The following is a 15887-nucleotide window of genomic DNA, read 5'->3' on the forward strand; positions in this document are numbered from 1 at the left end:
AGTGCAAAGATAAATCAGAATTGAGCTCATGAAATAAGTATAGAGGGATTGAAAAACCAACAATATTGGCCGTAACGGTGAAGCGAAGTGACAACCGATTTAAGGGCACCTCTAGAAATTACTTCTAGGGTGCCAACCGGTACCAAATAATGCGGTTCAGGTTATAAATTGATGAAAGTTCAATTTTGCGAAGCACCTTTTTAAAGTAGTCAATGGATAAAATATACTGAACGCTTAAGTACTGAATCAAGCGATTCGCTTTAGGCGCTTTTCTGCTTTTTCTCGCCACTCCTGCGATAAGGGCTGTAATTGACAGGCTATTTCAAGGACCGGCTTGCTATCCTTATACTCTTTATCAAATAGGGCCCTAAACATGGATTGGATGCTGATAGAGCCCGACATCTCATGAACTTTTACAAGCTCCCTATCCTCCGCAATATAGCCCTCTTCCAGCACCCTAAAATACACCCCGGTATTACAGTAATCTTTGAATAGTTTAACGGCTTTATCGCTCTGTAAAACCATATTGAGCTTAAAGCATGGAATTCTGGGCTGACTTACCTCTAGAAGACAGTCGCCTACGCGGAATCGGTCACCGATAAAGGTTTCTTCTTCGGTAAGTCCCGCAACCGTCAAATTTTCTCCAAAGGCTCCGTACGGTAAGTGCTTTTTCTCCAAAATTTTTTGCCAATACGCATAGTGATCACTAGCAAATACATAAACGGCCATATCGATTCCGCCATGATGCTTCAGATCAGCCTGCTCGTCGCCTTCCAGGTTACCCTTACCAACAAAGACCCTGCCCTTCACCGGTTTCTTAAAGATGCCAGTGGAAACTGGTTCACCTTTATATTCAACAACCTTTTTCTTGGATACATTGACAGAAACAATTTTCATAACTTGCTTTCTTATCGTCCACTTTTATGACCTGAAAGATAATCTCTTCTACCATAGTCCCCGGCAACTTGAAACCCGACTTCACTTAAAGGCCATGGAGGCTCTGGAGTCAATAGATAGAGGGGCTAAACGCCCCTCAAATAAGGGAGGTAGCGGTTAACAGCCACCGCTTTTCCGAAGAATAAGGGCTATTCGCAAAGGGCCAACAAGCCTACCCTAGCGCATTACAACTTGCTGGATAGGTCCCGGATCTCATGATTGAGGATACGGTCGTTATGGCTGTAATCCACAGGCACATCAATCAGATGCACCCCACCCGCTTTACAGCACTTTTCTATCATAGGCTTCAATTCATCGGTGGCTTCTATACGATGGCCGTCGGCGCCATAGGACTTTGCATAGGCGACAAAATCGGGATTGGTAAAATCAAGGCCGAAATTATTAAACTCCATCATAGATTGCTTCCACTTGATCATGCCGTAAGCATCATCGCGCAAAATCAATACAATCAAGTCCATCTTTAATCGCACAGCCGTTTCTATTTCCTGAGAGTTCATCATAAACCCCCCGTCTCCACAGATCGCCACCACCCGGCGATCCGGGCAGACCAGTTTGGCCGCCATAGCCGATGGCAACCCAGCCCCCATAGTGGCAAGCGCGTTGTCCAGCAGGACTGTGTTCGGGTAGTGAGCCGGATAGTTGCGCGCAAACCAGATCTTAAACATACCGTTGTCCAGGGCAATAACACCTTTGTCTGGCATCACTTCCCGCACATCCTTTACTAAGCGCTGAGGCCGTATAGGAAAAGTATCCGCGCTTGAGCCCTCTTCGATATGTTTCAGTAGCGCCGCGCGAATGCGATGGGCATCGCTAAAACTCCAGTGCTCCTGGGGCTCCAGGTGCTCCTGCAGCTGCCACAGGCTGTTTGCAATATCGCCAATCACTTCAATCTGGGGGAAATAAACCGGGTCCACTTGAGCGGTGTTGAAGTTGATATGCACCACTTCAGGCCCACCGGGACGCATAAAGAACGGGGGCTTTTCCACCACATCGTGCCCCACGTTAATAATCAAGTCCGCCTGCTCTATGGCGCGATGGATAAAGTCGCCATCAGATAGAGCCGTATTGCCGATAAAGTGGAGGCCGGACTCATCAATCACCCCTTTACCCATCTGTGTTGTAATCGCCGGAATTCCCAACTTTTCAACAAATTTTCTCAACATTTTTGAGGTCAGCTTTCTATTTGCACCGGCACCGATCAGCAACAAAGGCTTGCGCGAAGCGGTGATGGCTTCCGCCGCTTTGCGAATTGCCTTCTCCTCAGCAATCGGCCTGCGGGAATAGCTGATTTCCAGCACTGGCATGGTGGAGTGCTCGCGGGCAATATCTTCAGGGAACTCCAGGTGCGTAGCGCCGGGCCGCTCCTCTTCAGAGCGCCGAAAGGCCTCACGCACATGTGCTGGCACATAATCTCCACCAACAATCGTCTTGGTGAACTTGGTGAGCGGGCGCATCATGTCGACAATATCGATAATCTGAAATTGTCCCTGCTTAGAACTTTTGATCGGCTTCTGCCCAGTAACCAGCACCATCGGCATACCGCCCAACTGCGAATAGGCCGCTGCAGTGACAAGGTTGGTGGCGCCAGGCCCCAGGGTTGCCAAACAAACACCAGATCGACCGGTGAGGCGACCATACGTTGCCGCCATAAAGCCCGCCGCCTGTTCGTGGCGGGTAAGAACCAGCTGGATTTTGGAGCCTCGAAGGGATTCCAATAAATCCAGGTTTTCCTCGCCAGGAATCCCAAAAATATACTCAACCCCCTCGGCTTCCAGGGCGCGCACAAATAGGTCGGATGCTTTCATAGGAGCGTCTCTCGTCGTTGTGAGCTATCAAGGCTGGCTAGCTCCAAGGTATGTTGGTTAGTGGGTAAATTTAGTATGCCGTTACAACCCATCACCACATCATTTGAGCTTTGACATCATTCAGCACACATAGGAATAAAACCCCTCTGAGTTGTAGCACAGGATGACGCCTCCAGTGCCCATCAGCTTCAATTATCGAACATCCCCGTATAAAGCTTTGCCTGAGAGTTAATGAAAGCTACGCAGGTTGGACCTTGTGGCAGCAGAAACAACTCGACCACTTGCAAGGGCTGCGCCGATTAAAACTAAGCTCGTCGGCAAGTGCGACTTGCTAATATCTCACCACGAGAACCTCATCAGGAAGGCTGCCCCTATGAAAAATTCGTGCCGACAAATGGACGAAATAGCGTCGGCCGTAGGGCAGCCTCTCCCCTCTATTCTGCTCACTCAACTGGTACCGACTATCTGTCGTAAAATTTGTGGGGCCGCTCCCGCTTTTCAGCTCAAACACTAAAGATGGACTTATGAAAAGCACAGAGAAGAGGCGCAAGGGAAACTGGTTGCTGTCTCTGGCCGCGCTCGGCGTGGTCTTTGGCGATATCGGCACCAGCCCGCTGTACGCGGTGAAGTTAATTTTTCACTCCCGGCACGGTATCCCCCTAACAGAAACCAATATTCTGGGGGGCATTTCGGCTATCTTCTGGGCCCTAACCGTCATAGTCACCATCAAGTACATTACGCTGATAATGCGCCTGGATAATCGCAGTGAAGGTGGGATTATGGCCCTAATGACATTGGCCATGAACGCCACCGCAGGGCGCAAGTACTTACGTGGGTTTGTCTTAACCGCGGGCATCTGCGGCACGGCGCTTTTCTTTGGGGACGCGGTTCTCACTCCCGCAATTTCTGTACTATCGGCCGTGGAAGGTCTTGAAGTGGGCGATAAGAGCCATAAAGCCCTGGTTATACCTATTGCAATTGGAGTGCTAATCGGCCTGTTTTTTGTCCAGCGTTACGGTACATCCACCGTGGGGGTGCTGTTTGGACCCGTGACCACCTTATGGTTTCTCACCCTATTGGCAATTGGGGTTTCCAGCATTGTAAGTAACCCCCAAGTTCTCCAGGCCATCTACCCAATCCATGCTGTCAATTTCCTAACAAATCACGGCCTGGGCTCTTTTATGGTACTCGGTGCCGTTTTGCTGGTGTTTACTGGCGCTGAGGCACTCTACACCGATATGGGGCATTTCGGTCGCACCCCAATCAGAATGGCCTGGCTGGGGCTGGTATTTCCGGCGCTTTTTCTGAACTATATGGGACAGGGGGCACTGCTGATCAGTGATCCCAGTGCGGTGGACAACCCCTTCTATCGTATGTTTCCCAGCTGGGGGCTTTATCCGGTTATTGTATTGGCTACTATGGCTACGGTGATTGCCTCCCAGGCCTGTATTACCGGCAGTTTTTCTCTTGCCAAGCAGGCCATGCAGCTGGGTTTTCTACCGCGCCTGTCTCTTCAGCACACTTCAGCGCATTTAGAGGGGCAGATATTTATGCCGGGAGTTAACCGGCTGTTAATGTTCCTGGTGATTGGCGCAGTAGTTGGCTTTGGTTCTTCCACTAATCTGGCCAGTGCCTATGGTGTGTCGGTGAGCGGTGCTATGTTGTTAAGCACCTGCCTCGCCGCTGTGGTTTACCGCGTACAGCTGAAATACAACCTGCTGCTTTGTATTACCATCGCGATCTTCTTTATTTGCATTGATTTATCCTTTTTCTCCTCAAGCCTGCTAAAAATTAGTCACGGCGGCTGGTTTCCTCTGGGGTTGGGTGCTATCGCCTGTCTATTGATGTTCACCTGGAGGGACGGCAAGGAAGCTCTCGCTTTACAGCTTCAGCGACAGGAATTCAAACTGGAACCTTATCTAACCGCGCTCCTTAAAAAAAATCCTACTCGGGTTCCTGGAACCGCAGTATTCCTCACATCCAGGCAGTTGTATGCCCCCCATGCCCTGATCTACAACCTAAAGCACAACAAGGTACTACACGAAAATTTGCTATTCATTACCGTATCTTTTGTCAACGCTCCGCGAGTCATGCCCGGTAACCGGTATATTCTCAGCAAAATCAGGGGGAACGGTTTGTACCTGTTACTGCGCTATGGCTATATGGAACAGCCCGATATCTGGAAGGTCCTAAAACGATTACATCTTAAACACGAGCTGGATATTGATCCAAACAGGGCCTCTTATTTTCTGACCAGGCAAACTATTGTGGCCACAAAACAGGAGGATAGCCGCATGTTCCTTTGGCGCGAACGTCTATTTGCCGCCATGTTCCGTAATGCCAGCAGTGCCGTCGAGTATTATCGAATACCCGTAAGTCGAGTCATTGTGATGGGAGAAAAAATCAGAATATGAGGGACGAATAAAAGGGGTTTTTAAAGGTACCCTATCCGCGGTGTTATCAGGTTTAAGCGCCTTGACAAATCTCAGGAAGCGCTAAGATTCTAGCAGGTAACCTTTCTGTTAAGAAAGCTAAATCACCCCAAGCCGTGAAAGTTGCTGTCGAGCAAATTTTATCCGCTTCGTTTGCACGTCACGAAAGGTCTTGCCATCAATATTCACCGCAAAATAGTAAGTATTCTTGCCTGTTTCCACTACTCCAACATACCAACCCAAGGCATAGCCATCCGTAATCTGCCCTCCCCCGGTCTTTGCATATAGGCGGTAAGAATCTGTTTCCTCAACCAACATAATCTCTTTAAATAAGGATAAAGACTCTTCCGAGACTGGAAGCGCACCTGAAAACAACCTTTGCAAAAAGTCTACCTGCTCCCTGGCGGATATTTTTAAACTACCGTTGAGCCAAAACTTATCCAGGCCGGAAGAGATGTCCCTGTTGCCATATTCGAATTGAACCAAATACTGATGCATTCGCTTGGTGCCAATATTGAAGGCCAATTGTCGATAGATTGGCACAGCAGAGTTCTGAAAGGCTGCGCGAATGGGCAGTGGTTTTTCATACCAAATAGTGGGCCACCACCTCTGTGCAGGATACCTCAGATGATCATAGGTCAATTCCTGCACAAGGCTGCCTACCTCACCGGTATCCAGTGCGATCAAGGTGTTGGGAACTTTGAATGTTGAGAAGGGCGTGAGCCTGACATCAGCCCGACTTTCATTGATGACGGTATAGTTTGCATCTTTGTGCTTTTTCAGAACAAAGGTACATGATTTAGCGCATTCGATATTTTCTGATGCCCAAGTCAAGCGGCTAATCAACAGTGCGATCAAGACAATTACTTTCAAGTTAGCGTTTCCAGAGGCGTTGATAGGAGGATTGAGAACTCAGAATAGCAACCTTAAAGGGGCCACGTGCATTCTTACTTGCCTTCGACTTCAATTCATACTGCGGCCAAATTCAATGTGCCACTACACCCTAGAGCCGCAGTATGAGTCAAGACTCGCTAGTGGGCCTTGATAGGCCCATCGCTCAGTCGCTTCAAATTTATCAGTGCCTTATGGGCATCCACAAAGCCCAGCCCGGTATTATTACTCCCCAGGTGAGAGTGCCTTGCTGTTTTCTGCAGCGACTGTACGACGGTCGGCACCGCTTCCGCTTCAGAGTAACCATAGTAATCGGCCGCATTCAGTAACAGTGCACTGATAGCCGCCAATTGCGGTGCGGCAAAAGAGCTGCCGGATTCAAAATTATGGCTGGACGCTGAGAAAACGGCGTCCCCTGAGATGGCAAAGCTGCGTTTGATCGCCAGCTCGTTATACCCAGGAACTGTCGCGGTTAGAGAAACCTGGTCAGAAAAAGGTTGTAAATTGATTGCGAACATCAGATTTTGACTACCTGGCACGCTTTGATTTTGGGCTAAAAACGCTTTAATCAGAGCAAGGTCGTAGGTAAAGAAACTGCCCAAAGGGGGAAGCCCCAGACGTTTTCGCACATCGCTGTTCTCCCCGTCTAGGTCAGTACCTGTATTTCCAATCGATTTGGTAAAAATTTTGCTTTGTAGGATGTGTGAAAGGTGCTCTGCAAACTCTGGATCGAGCTGATCATTCGTGATATGAAAGGCCCGGCTCATATTAATAACGCTGATATCATCGCGATTGCGCATATAGACCATGGCTTCATTGTACGTTTTACTCTCGGTACTTACTGGTACAATAGTGGCCTTGGGTGCAATGTCGAGAATAATATCAATCACGGTATTGCCATGGAGAAAGGTGATCGGGTCCCCAAACTGCACTTCAGCTTCAATATTGGCGTGCTGGGCACGCTGTTCCTCTAAACGTGCAGGGTCGAACAAATCGAACACCGCAATGACGATGCCCTCCCCATCGAAGTGCCGAACCAGGTTATGTTGTTTAAGGTTATAACCCGGTACATAGGGGAATAAGAAGTCATTAAGTTCCAGCCTAAATAGATCCAACTGAGTAATGGCAGCCTCAAAAGCGTGCTTGTTCTCAACCTGATAATCCTCCGGCTGGAAAGTATACAAAAGTTCGGCGAGCACAATAAACTCGGTAATTGACTGCCCCCACTTATGCATTTTTAGCTCATCTACCATATACATCGATTTCGCCCAGCCCTGATACTGATCAAAATCAGCCGACAAATACTCATCCAGTATTGGAGTAACAGGCTCTTCCCAGGGCCATGGGGTTAACTCTTTGATAGTGCCCAGAGACTCTCTAGCTTGTTCCACACTGAGACCGGATGCAAACACCTTCAAGCTAAAAACTACCAAAAGTATCGCTATTATTATCTTATTCAAAATCACTTCCCTTATAGTGAAATTTATTTGTGATTTAAACTACTAATGGCCATAGGCGATCAAGTGACCACCCAACCCAGAATCAATCTTTTAGTAGCTGGGAAATAGGATCATGTAACACAGAAAAACGCAAACCCATAAGCACGAATGAGCGAATTCGATAAGAAGGGGATTAGAGATAAAATGATTCAGGCAGGAGCTTGTTTGTTTTTTCTGGTTTCTAACAATAAAAACATTCGGGCAACAGATTACCCGAATGTTCTTTCAATCAATTGCAACCGTGCCCGTCGACATCTGCTCCATCTTCAACTGCATTACAATTCGGACAGCGAAAACCACCACCTTCCACATTTTTATAATTAACGTAGGTCCATCCTTTGGGCGGATTTTCAGGCGAGTACTTCCCACTGCTTGGCTCAGTAGTGGGATCGGCAGGATCTAAAGAACCTTCATTAGAAGTGACTTCAATTTCCATATTTCATTTCCTTATTAATTACCTCTGCAACTTCAGAGGGTATGGGTGTTTGGCACATAGGAAGTGCTAATCCAGCCAAAGCTGCCCCAGGCGCTGAATTAACACGACGGTATTCTAAAGGTAAATATATGCAGGACTGCACGTTTTTAAGGTCACACGCTCTTACAGGATACTTTTACCAAGAAAAAATAGTGCCTCAACCAATACTGCGCCAAATGACGTCCAAAGTTACTTTGACAAGAAACTTAAGGATTAAGGATTAAGGATTAAGGATTAAGGATTTTAGCATCAACCATCAACCATCAACCAACAACCAACAACCAACAACCAACACAGCCATGGGAAATTCTCTTAGCAAATAACCGCCAAACATTAAGGAAGCCATTTATCAAATTGAACGCTCAAAGAAAACTGACTCAAGAAGGATTGTTTCATGATATGGCTTTACAAACTTAATATACGCCCCATCAATTTCAACCAACTCCCCAGACCATGCCAAATCATACAAGTTTTTCAAATCATTTTTATCAGACTTTGTCAGGCCACTCTTTTCTCCATAGTTCATAATTGAAAAAGGCTTATGCTCACCATAAATCACACTGGGCCAAGTCTTTTCTTTCACATCTGCAAAAAAATGCCTAAGGCCAAAGATATGGCCCAATTCATGAACCATTGTATCGACTTGCTCCTTCCTACTTTGTTCAAACATTGTAGGAAAAAGCACCAACTCATTGCGCCCTGGGCTTGGGAAGAAGGCGCGCGCCAAAGTGCAACCAGTTGCGCTACACTGCTCAACCGGCTCTAGCCTAATTTTAAAATCCCAAACATTTGGATTCTCGTTGAACTTCACCGGGGTAGCATCGCCCCATTTCAATAAAGCCTTCCCTAGCAGAACACGAATATAGTCTTTTATCTCATCCGATTTTTTAAAATATCTCAGAGATCCCTCATCAAATTTCCACCTCAGGGTCGTGCCTTTCTCCCATAAAGGGATATAGCCTTCGCCGCTATGTAACACTAAATCCAGTGGAGACCTATTCCTTAAGGTAGGATATCCAACCTTATCAGTGACACATATTTTATCATGGCCATATCTGTGAACTATTGGCGCGCCACAGGAATCGCATTCTTTTTTTGACCTAAACCTTAATTCAAATTTTTCTTTTAAAGAAACCTTATCTACTGACGACATGGTATTCCACCCAGACTCACTAAGACAACACTAGAGCAGCGATCGATATTTATGAAAGGCATACAAATCTAACTACTGCAATACAGAGTAATCTATAGACGCAGCGATAGTTCCACACAAACAAATCCACTTGATCGCCAAGGATTCCGATATGTATTACGTACACGGTTACACCTTAGTTTGCGTGGGTGTAACCTGCACCATATATAGGCTAACTTCGGGGTAACCTTGTACTTACAGCTTACTCATCAAGAATGATATTAAACCCACCATAAATGAGTCGTTTGCCGTCAAACGGCATCGGATTTTGGTCTGAGTGCATTCTTGGGTCATCCATAAGCGCTTGCCATCCAGTATCACGAATCTTTTTAGAGGGCCAAACCACCCACGAGAATACAACTGTTTCATTCTCTGCACACTTCACAGCCATGGGAAATGAGGTTACTTCACCACTCGGCACCTCATCCCCCCATGTTTCTACCACCTTCAGGGCACCCTGCTCCTTAAACACTTCTGCAGCCACTTTTGCATGCTCAAGATAGCTTTCTTTATTTTCTGTAGGTACTGCTGCCACGAAACCATCTGCGTAAGACATTTGAAAGTCCTCTAATAGTTAACGTTGAATAGAGAAATGACCATTCACTCCACATCATACTGCCGTTATGAGATTAACAGGCTACCGACTAAGCACACAGCAACCCGCGTCTATAATAACCCTTTATTTCCCCGGCACCCAATAAAGAGTACAAAATCAAAAGCTATTCATCTTGAGCCCATCGCCGATCCAAAGTCTTTGTAATTTACAAGAGTTTTTGTTGAGGGGTCGCCTCTAATAACATCAATACATGGTTAAAACATATAAAGCACAGATATAATAGAAAATCACCCCATCTTCGATAGAGGGTTTTCCAAACATACGTATACCTCATGAAAGAGAGGCCTGAACGAGAAGACTAATGCTTTACTACGCCAGTACTTTCCGAAAAATACGGATTTTAAGCCTGTGAGTCATAACAAGGTCGAAACGGCTATTGAGCGTTTAAATAATCGCCCAAAAAAATGTCGAGTTCAAAACGCCCAGGCAGATATTGGGAGAGTATTCGGCTATCGCAGCAGTCTAAAGGGTGATGCACTTCAGAGTTGAATGCAGGCTTTTTAGCACGATCCTTACCTCTAAAATTTGGGCTCAAACCCACGGAACAATTGAGTGCGAAAATGCTATACTTAACGGCACCCTCAGATAATAGGGTGAGCGTCAGGAGCAAATCATGAAATACAAATTCGCAAAATATAATCAGAAAATCTGTATTTCAGATTCAAGCCAAAGAGCCACCTTTGCTTTTAAGGTATTCTTTTGATTGGAGGCAGGAGTATTCAGCACATGAATATCCGATTCAGTATTATCATCCCCTGCTACAACAACGCCGATCTCTTACGAAATGTACTACAAGGTTACTCCACTCAAACCACCCCTAAAGAAAGTTATGAAGTAATATTAATCGACAATAACTCAAGCGACCCAAACATTATTTCATGTTACAATGAATACAAAAATAAAGTAAATATAACCTTGGTTTTTAGGCCTGTATTAGCCAATCCATTTGCCCTCAATTCCGCACGAAACCTCGGCGTAAGGATTGCAAAAAACAATTGGTGCATATTTACAGATAGCGACTGCATCCCCTCCCCCAGCTACCTTATGCAGATCAGTACAACAATAAGCAACAAAGGAGAGTATATCTGCATGGCCGGATTAAGAGAGTTTATTCACAGCAAGGATGTTGATATCACAAAAATAGACACCTCAAACTCACACCTTAGTAATTGCCCTCGTATAAAAAGCCCGTCAAATTATGGACTTATTAGAGATCGACGTCTTGGCAAAATAGAACTTCTACCAAATACTGAGCAACCTTGGGGGCATTTTTATGGTTGCAATATGGTATTTAAAAAACAAGATATTATAAACGCGGGACTATTTGACGAACAATATGATGGCACGTGGGGGTATGATGATATTGATTTAGCTTACAGAGTAATACACACCCTTGGAGTCGAACCCGTCTTTCTAAAAGAGGCCGCTGTCTATCACCAAGATAAAGTATGCTCAGACACCTCCGCTAGTGAAATAAAAAATAGAATTGAGAAAATTAACAACCCCAACTACAAATACATCTGTAAAAAGATACCTGGATATTATGAATTTAGCCTTCGCGAATTCAAGCGCTTTGGACTTTCAGAGTTCCAATCACTACCGAAATAGTGGGCGAGCGTGCTAAATCTATAATGATGAATTTAGAACCTAAGTAATGACAATAGATTTCCGCCCTCTTCCTCCCACTCACCACCTCACCACCTCACCACCTCACCACCTCACCACCTCACAACATGGTTCTATAAGAGAAAAAGTTAAATATCAAAATATCACTCTGGCCCCAATTATTCGATATTTTTGCTGACGAGGGCGCCTCTAATATTGTCTATACATTGCTAAAATACATATAAAGAAAAAGAGGCAACAATATGTTGCCCCATCTTCCATAGGGAATTTTTGAATCCTATGATTTTAAAAGGAAAGACTATATTGGCGCTATCTTCAGAGTTTTTGACTTGAGTAACTGATAAAACTCTAAGATATTCACTGTAAACGTATTGAATGAGCCTCCACTCATTTCCCATAATTGAAGTAGAGAAATAAACATAAGCTAAAGTAATGTGTGGGTGTACAAAAAGCTGCGAGACATGTCCAGAATCCAGGCTTGCCCCGCATTAAGATGAAATCACTATCAAGCTGGCTGTGCTTCGCCTAGGACATGTTGCTTGGCGCTTGTTGTGGGCTGTTCTGGGATTGGCAAAGCGATGGGGACTTGCTGCGCTTGACCAGTGGCCATAACTACGGTGCTACCGTGGCGAGCAGCGGTCACCAAAGCATCGTTATCAGCAATAGCTGTCATAAAGCGTAAGGCCTCATCCGCACTAGTGCCCGCCCTGGTCAGCACCTTGATAGCTTCTGCTGCACTCTCGGCGTATACCCGCCTAGCCTCCCCCATTTTCTCCATACGAATCTTAACCGACTCACCATCTGCCTTGGCTTTGCCCACTTCACGCTCGCGAATTGCCTCGGCCTCGTAGGTAGCGGCCTGCTTCTCACGCTGCATTTCCATTACCTTGTTGGCCTGAACCTCCACCGACTTGGGTAGACGCGGCTCATCAGACAATACATCAACAATCTCTACTCCATAGTCATGGAAAAATTGACGCAGTCGTTCCTTGGCCTTATCAGCTATCTGTTCTTTCTTGTTGTACACGTCTTCAAGTTCGATACCGTTGGCGACCGGAATAGCCGCATCGGTAGCAAAGGACTTCAATTGAGCTTGATAGTTCTCCAAATCGTAAAGCGCCTTGTAAGCCAGCTTTACATCGGAGGCTACCTGGTGCTGCACCTTTAGGATCAATCCGAAAGTAACATGATTGCTCGTCTTGAGGCTGAGTTCCACAGGCGTCTCGTGCAATGCCGTAGAGGCTTTTTTATCAACCCAGGAAAGATAGGGGACAATCAGGTTGAAACCGGGTGTAGCGGTTTTCCAGTATTTGCCGAGAAAAAGTACAAAGTGGTACTGTTTAGGCTCAACGATAACGATGGCCTTAGTCAGTAAGAAGACTAACGCCAAGCCAAGTGCAATTGGCCAAAAGGCAATGATTTCGAAAATCTGTTGCGGCATGTTTTTTAACTCTTAATGTGTATTTGGTTAAAAATACAGGTTTTGATATTCAGGTATCTATAAAAATGAATTTTTGGTGATGATCTGTACCAAATACAAGGTATTCATAAGTAGGCAGCACACAATCTATCAATTCGTAAATTGCTCCTAACCACCCTACTTCTTTGACAAACACATACAACGGTAATGAATAGAAGGCAGGAATAGAGACTCTGAGAAAGAACTGGAAGTAAGTCAAACACTGGCTTACTTTATATATTCAAAGTTAGCGAACTTCATTTCCCTTGGTTTCGGATAATAATTGTATTTTATCATCCACTAAAGTCAGATCTCCATAGCATTCATATTGACGATCAATGTCGACTACTCCAATCCACTAGTCCCAGATAGTGATCCAACTGAAAGAGCAACCCTTTAGGCATATTCAGCCGCTCTCCGCCTACAAGTGGTAGTAATTCTTCGACTGCTTACCTAAGATTGTTGCATAAATACACTGTTGAATTGAGGTGTGATCAGGATCTTCTGCCATATTGGCACGGGTAGGATTAAGATGGAGGCAGTCCATGCAGACAGCGAGGGCTATTTCATCAAGAAGAGCCAGGGATTTGAAACGGCCTTCCCAGAATCGACCCGAACAATTGTCTTCGGCATTGGCCTGACAGGTGATAGATTCGTTTAAACAGGGCATAAACCAGCTAAGACCCCTCAAGCACTCTCACCATAGAGCGACCACTTCCTTTAGCTTTCTGGTTTCAAAGTGATCGAGCAACCCCCTTTGAAGAGAGCCTAGGGCCAAATTGGAGGTTTTGAGTGGTTTCTGTCAACGGAGTATGACCTCGGTATCAGGCCAACTCAGCGCTTTTTCTTTGTCGATATAAAGTACGATGCAGTAATGATTGCTCATTACTGCATAGGCCGCAATATCAAGAGCAAAGATTGAAGCCAGATTATGCATCCTTGGCTCAAGTCCACTCGCGACGATGCCCAGATTCGATACCCTTACCACACAAAAATGCCCTTCAAATACAGCGGGAAATGCAGTGGTAATAGAGCATTGTGTCTTTGTAGAATCGAGTACTATGAGGTAAAGGCATTGGCATACAGGATGAGCATACTTGTACAGTATTTAATTGTGTGATCACTGCTGTCTCAATATTTTTGGTGTATATAGCTATGGGTTCTGGACAGGTCCTGTGGTTATCCAGAATCGGTTGTTATAGGTGCTATATAAGTGGAGTGCTTTCTCTTTCTATACTAATAGGCAACTACCTCCCTGTTGGGATGCGCCTGTAATGAAAAAAGCAATACCTTTTCGTAAGTTAGGGGCTCAGGAAGCGCTCTTTGTTGAGCTGACCGAAAAGTCAAAGGGGGCAGTACAACTCGTTGTCTTCTTCAGAGTATGTAAGTCTCTGGATATTGAAGAATTAATGAAGGGGATGGAATACCTACATAACCTGCACCCTATGCTGCGTTCCCGGGTAGAAAAGAATCATCATGCCTATTGGTTCTGTGACGTAGGATTCCAAGATATTCCTTTTGAGATAAAGCGCGATGCCTTGCCTTTAAATTATCAGGAGGAGTTCAATCACTTAGGGGGTAAAATTCTTGAGCTGGATAAATATAGTTATCGCTTTACGGTTTATGCCCATAAACATAAAAATGTAAAGTGGATTGCCTTTATGGTAAGCCACGCCGCCATTGATGGACGCTCAGCATTACTCTTAATCCGAGATTTGGATAGGTACTTGAGAGGGGATTCAGGATATGAGTCTTCTGCTTCGACAATGCAAAAATCGGTGGTGGAATATGTTAGCTCAATAAAACATCTTAAAAAACCACAGTTGACAATTAGTAACGACAATTATGCTTTCCCAAAATGGCCAGTAGAACAGGCGGCAAATGCTTCCCTTCGAAGGGGCTACTCTATTTACCGGCGCCTCCCCAAAAAATCTTGTGACCATTTACACTTACTTTCAAAACGTGAGAATGTTCAAATTACCTCAATCTATAATGCTATCGCTATTATCGCTGCCCGATCGCTTCCAGGCTTTCATTCCAGAGTAGAATTAATGCTACCTATAAATGCACAATATTTGTGTAAACGCCAGATAGATCCGAATGTTATAGGAGAGTGTACAACCACATTAACCTTATCCTTATCACCGGATGACACCAGTCTCAACTTGCTAAGTCTCGCGCATTTAATTCAAAGAAAAGTCTACTTGCAATTGAGGAATGGACGTTTTTTTGAGCCTCCACTTAAGCCCGATTACAACCTCGTGGAGATCGAAAATATGGCTAAAGATTTTTGCAATGCAAAAAAATACTTCCCCTCTGGGATTTGTGTATCCAATGTAGGAGAGATAATGGAATATACTGGCCCATTGACCTTCTTCGACTTTGGTGTAGTTATGACGGTTCAAACACATGGCGCACACCCCATAATGTTAGTGACCTGCACAATAAATGGAGAGGGCGTTTTTGTTTTTGGGTATTGTGAACCGCTTGTTAGCAAAGAAAGTGCTTTGAAATATGTAAAAAAATATATGGAGACACTAAGAGATTTATCCGAGAGCAGCGATCTTCATATAAGTTATTAACCCACCGAATATAATACGAGTATAACAAAGAGGACGCACATACACTCTTTGTGTTGTGGTCAGGGCAAATCGATTCCCGGAGCCATCGGGATGAAACTAGAGCAATAAACTGGCAAACTTTTCTGTGATCGACATCGCAATTTATTCGATAATGATCAATCACCGCCATACCTTACTCTTTATCATCGATCTGCAAGGCAATCATCTTGAACTTTCAAAGTTATCTTCATGTAATTAAATAGACACACGCATCCAAGTTGGATTTTTGCATCAAAAACCCATATTTCAACCTTAGTATGGTTAAGTTCTGTGATAAAAATGAAAAGATCCCATTATATCCACCAACGTACTGA

Annotated in this window: 11 protein-coding genes; 3 read left to right on the plus strand and 8 right to left on the minus strand. The window is 45.0% G+C overall.

Going from position 1 to position 15887, the window contains the following annotated elements:
- Positions 1 to 246: 246 nt before the first annotated feature.
- Together ACCI51_RS07590 and ACCI51_RS07595 are read right to left on the minus strand one after the other, a co-directional pair.
- Positions 247 to 897 (minus strand): MOSC domain-containing protein, encoded by a 651-nt coding sequence (locus ACCI51_RS07590; protein WP_371843175.1) that lies wholly within the window; start codon positions 895 to 897, stop codon positions 247 to 249.
- A 224-nt stretch (positions 898 to 1121) separates the two neighbouring features.
- A complete protein-coding gene (locus tag ACCI51_RS07595; protein WP_371843176.1) occupies positions 1122 to 2762 on the minus strand; it encodes an acetolactate synthase large subunit in 1641 nt (546 codons plus the stop codon).
- 524 nt (positions 2763 to 3286) lie between these two features.
- On the opposite strand from ACCI51_RS07595, the gene ACCI51_RS07600 reads away from it, so the two are divergent.
- Positions 3287 to 5176, plus strand: a complete 1890-nt coding sequence (locus ACCI51_RS07600) for a potassium transporter Kup (protein ID WP_371843177.1) — start codon at positions 3287 to 3289, stop codon at positions 5174 to 5176.
- Between the two features lie 117 nt (positions 5177 to 5293).
- Here the strand turns inward: ACCI51_RS07600 and ACCI51_RS07605 are convergent, their stop codons facing one another.
- The 5 genes from ACCI51_RS07605 to ACCI51_RS07625 all read right to left on the minus strand — a co-directional run bounded on the left by ACCI51_RS07605 (position 5294) and on the right by ACCI51_RS07625 (position 9807).
- A complete protein-coding gene (locus tag ACCI51_RS07605; RefSeq protein WP_299588514.1) occupies positions 5294 to 6067 on the minus strand; it encodes a penicillin-binding transpeptidase domain-containing protein in 774 nt (257 codons plus the stop codon).
- Between the two features lie 158 nt (positions 6068 to 6225).
- On the minus strand, positions 6226 to 7545 hold the full coding sequence (locus tag ACCI51_RS07610) for a hypothetical protein (RefSeq protein ID WP_371843178.1): 1320 nt from the start codon (positions 7543 to 7545) through the stop codon (positions 6226 to 6228).
- A 268-nt stretch (positions 7546 to 7813) separates the two neighbouring features.
- On the minus strand, positions 7814 to 8020 hold the full coding sequence (locus tag ACCI51_RS07615; protein ID WP_371843179.1) for a hypothetical protein: 207 nt from the start codon (positions 8018 to 8020) through the stop codon (positions 7814 to 7816).
- Positions 8021 to 8408: 388 nt separating this feature from the next.
- The gene (locus tag ACCI51_RS07620; RefSeq protein WP_371843180.1) at positions 8409 to 9212 is read right to left on the minus strand and encodes a matrixin family metalloprotease; all 804 of its coding nucleotides are present in this window, start codon (positions 9210 to 9212) and stop codon (positions 8409 to 8411) included.
- Between the two features lie 241 nt (positions 9213 to 9453).
- Positions 9454 to 9807: a DUF1428 domain-containing protein gene (locus tag ACCI51_RS07625; RefSeq protein ID WP_299588501.1), complete on the minus strand. Its 354-nt coding sequence runs from the start codon at positions 9805 to 9807 to the stop codon at positions 9454 to 9456.
- Positions 9808 to 10593: 786 nt separating this feature from the next.
- Here ACCI51_RS07625 and ACCI51_RS07630 point away from each other — a divergent pair.
- A complete protein-coding gene (locus ACCI51_RS07630) occupies positions 10594 to 11475 on the plus strand; it encodes a glycosyltransferase (RefSeq protein ID WP_371843181.1) in 882 nt (293 codons plus the stop codon).
- 523 nt (positions 11476 to 11998) lie between these two features.
- On the opposite strand, the gene ACCI51_RS07635 is transcribed toward ACCI51_RS07630, so the two are convergent.
- A complete protein-coding gene (locus ACCI51_RS07635; protein WP_371843182.1) occupies positions 11999 to 12934 on the minus strand; it encodes an SPFH domain-containing protein in 936 nt (311 codons plus the stop codon).
- 1292 nt (positions 12935 to 14226) lie between these two features.
- Here ACCI51_RS07635 and ACCI51_RS07640 point away from each other — a divergent pair.
- Positions 14227 to 15534, plus strand: coding sequence for a condensation domain-containing protein (locus ACCI51_RS07640; protein WP_371843183.1), 1308 nt, complete (start codon positions 14227 to 14229; stop codon positions 15532 to 15534).
- The last annotated feature ends 353 nt before the right edge of the window (positions 15535 to 15887 follow it).

This window comes from Microbulbifer echini (genome assembly GCF_041447225.1).
In the GTDB taxonomy this organism is placed as follows: Bacteria; Pseudomonadota; Gammaproteobacteria; order Pseudomonadales; family Cellvibrionaceae; genus Microbulbifer; species Microbulbifer echini.

Coding starts and splice junctions, on each gene's coding strand:
- ACCI51_RS07590 (WP_371843175.1), bottom strand. CDS start 897: ATGAAAATTGTTTCTGTCAATGTATCCAAGAAAAAGGTTGTTGAATAT.
- ACCI51_RS07595 (WP_371843176.1), bottom strand. CDS start 2,762: ATGAAAGCATCCGACCTATTTGTGCGCGCCCTGGAAGCCGAGGGGGTT.
- ACCI51_RS07600 (WP_371843177.1), top strand. CDS start 3,287: ATGAAAAGCACAGAGAAGAGGCGCAAGGGAAACTGGTTGCTGTCTCTG.
- ACCI51_RS07615 (WP_371843179.1), bottom strand. CDS start 8,020: ATGGAAATTGAAGTCACTTCTAATGAAGGTTCTTTAGATCCTGCCGAT.
- ACCI51_RS07620 (WP_371843180.1), bottom strand. CDS start 9,212: ATGTCGTCAGTAGATAAGGTTTCTTTAAAAGAAAAATTTGAATTAAGG.
- ACCI51_RS07625 (WP_299588501.1), bottom strand. CDS start 9,807: ATGTCTTACGCAGATGGTTTCGTGGCAGCAGTACCTACAGAAAATAAA.
- ACCI51_RS07630 (WP_371843181.1), top strand. CDS start 10,594: ATGAATATCCGATTCAGTATTATCATCCCCTGCTACAACAACGCCGAT.
- ACCI51_RS07635 (WP_371843182.1), bottom strand. CDS start 12,934: ATGCCGCAACAGATTTTCGAAATCATTGCCTTTTGGCCAATTGCACTT.
- ACCI51_RS07640 (WP_371843183.1), top strand. CDS start 14,227: ATGAAAAAAGCAATACCTTTTCGTAAGTTAGGGGCTCAGGAAGCGCTC.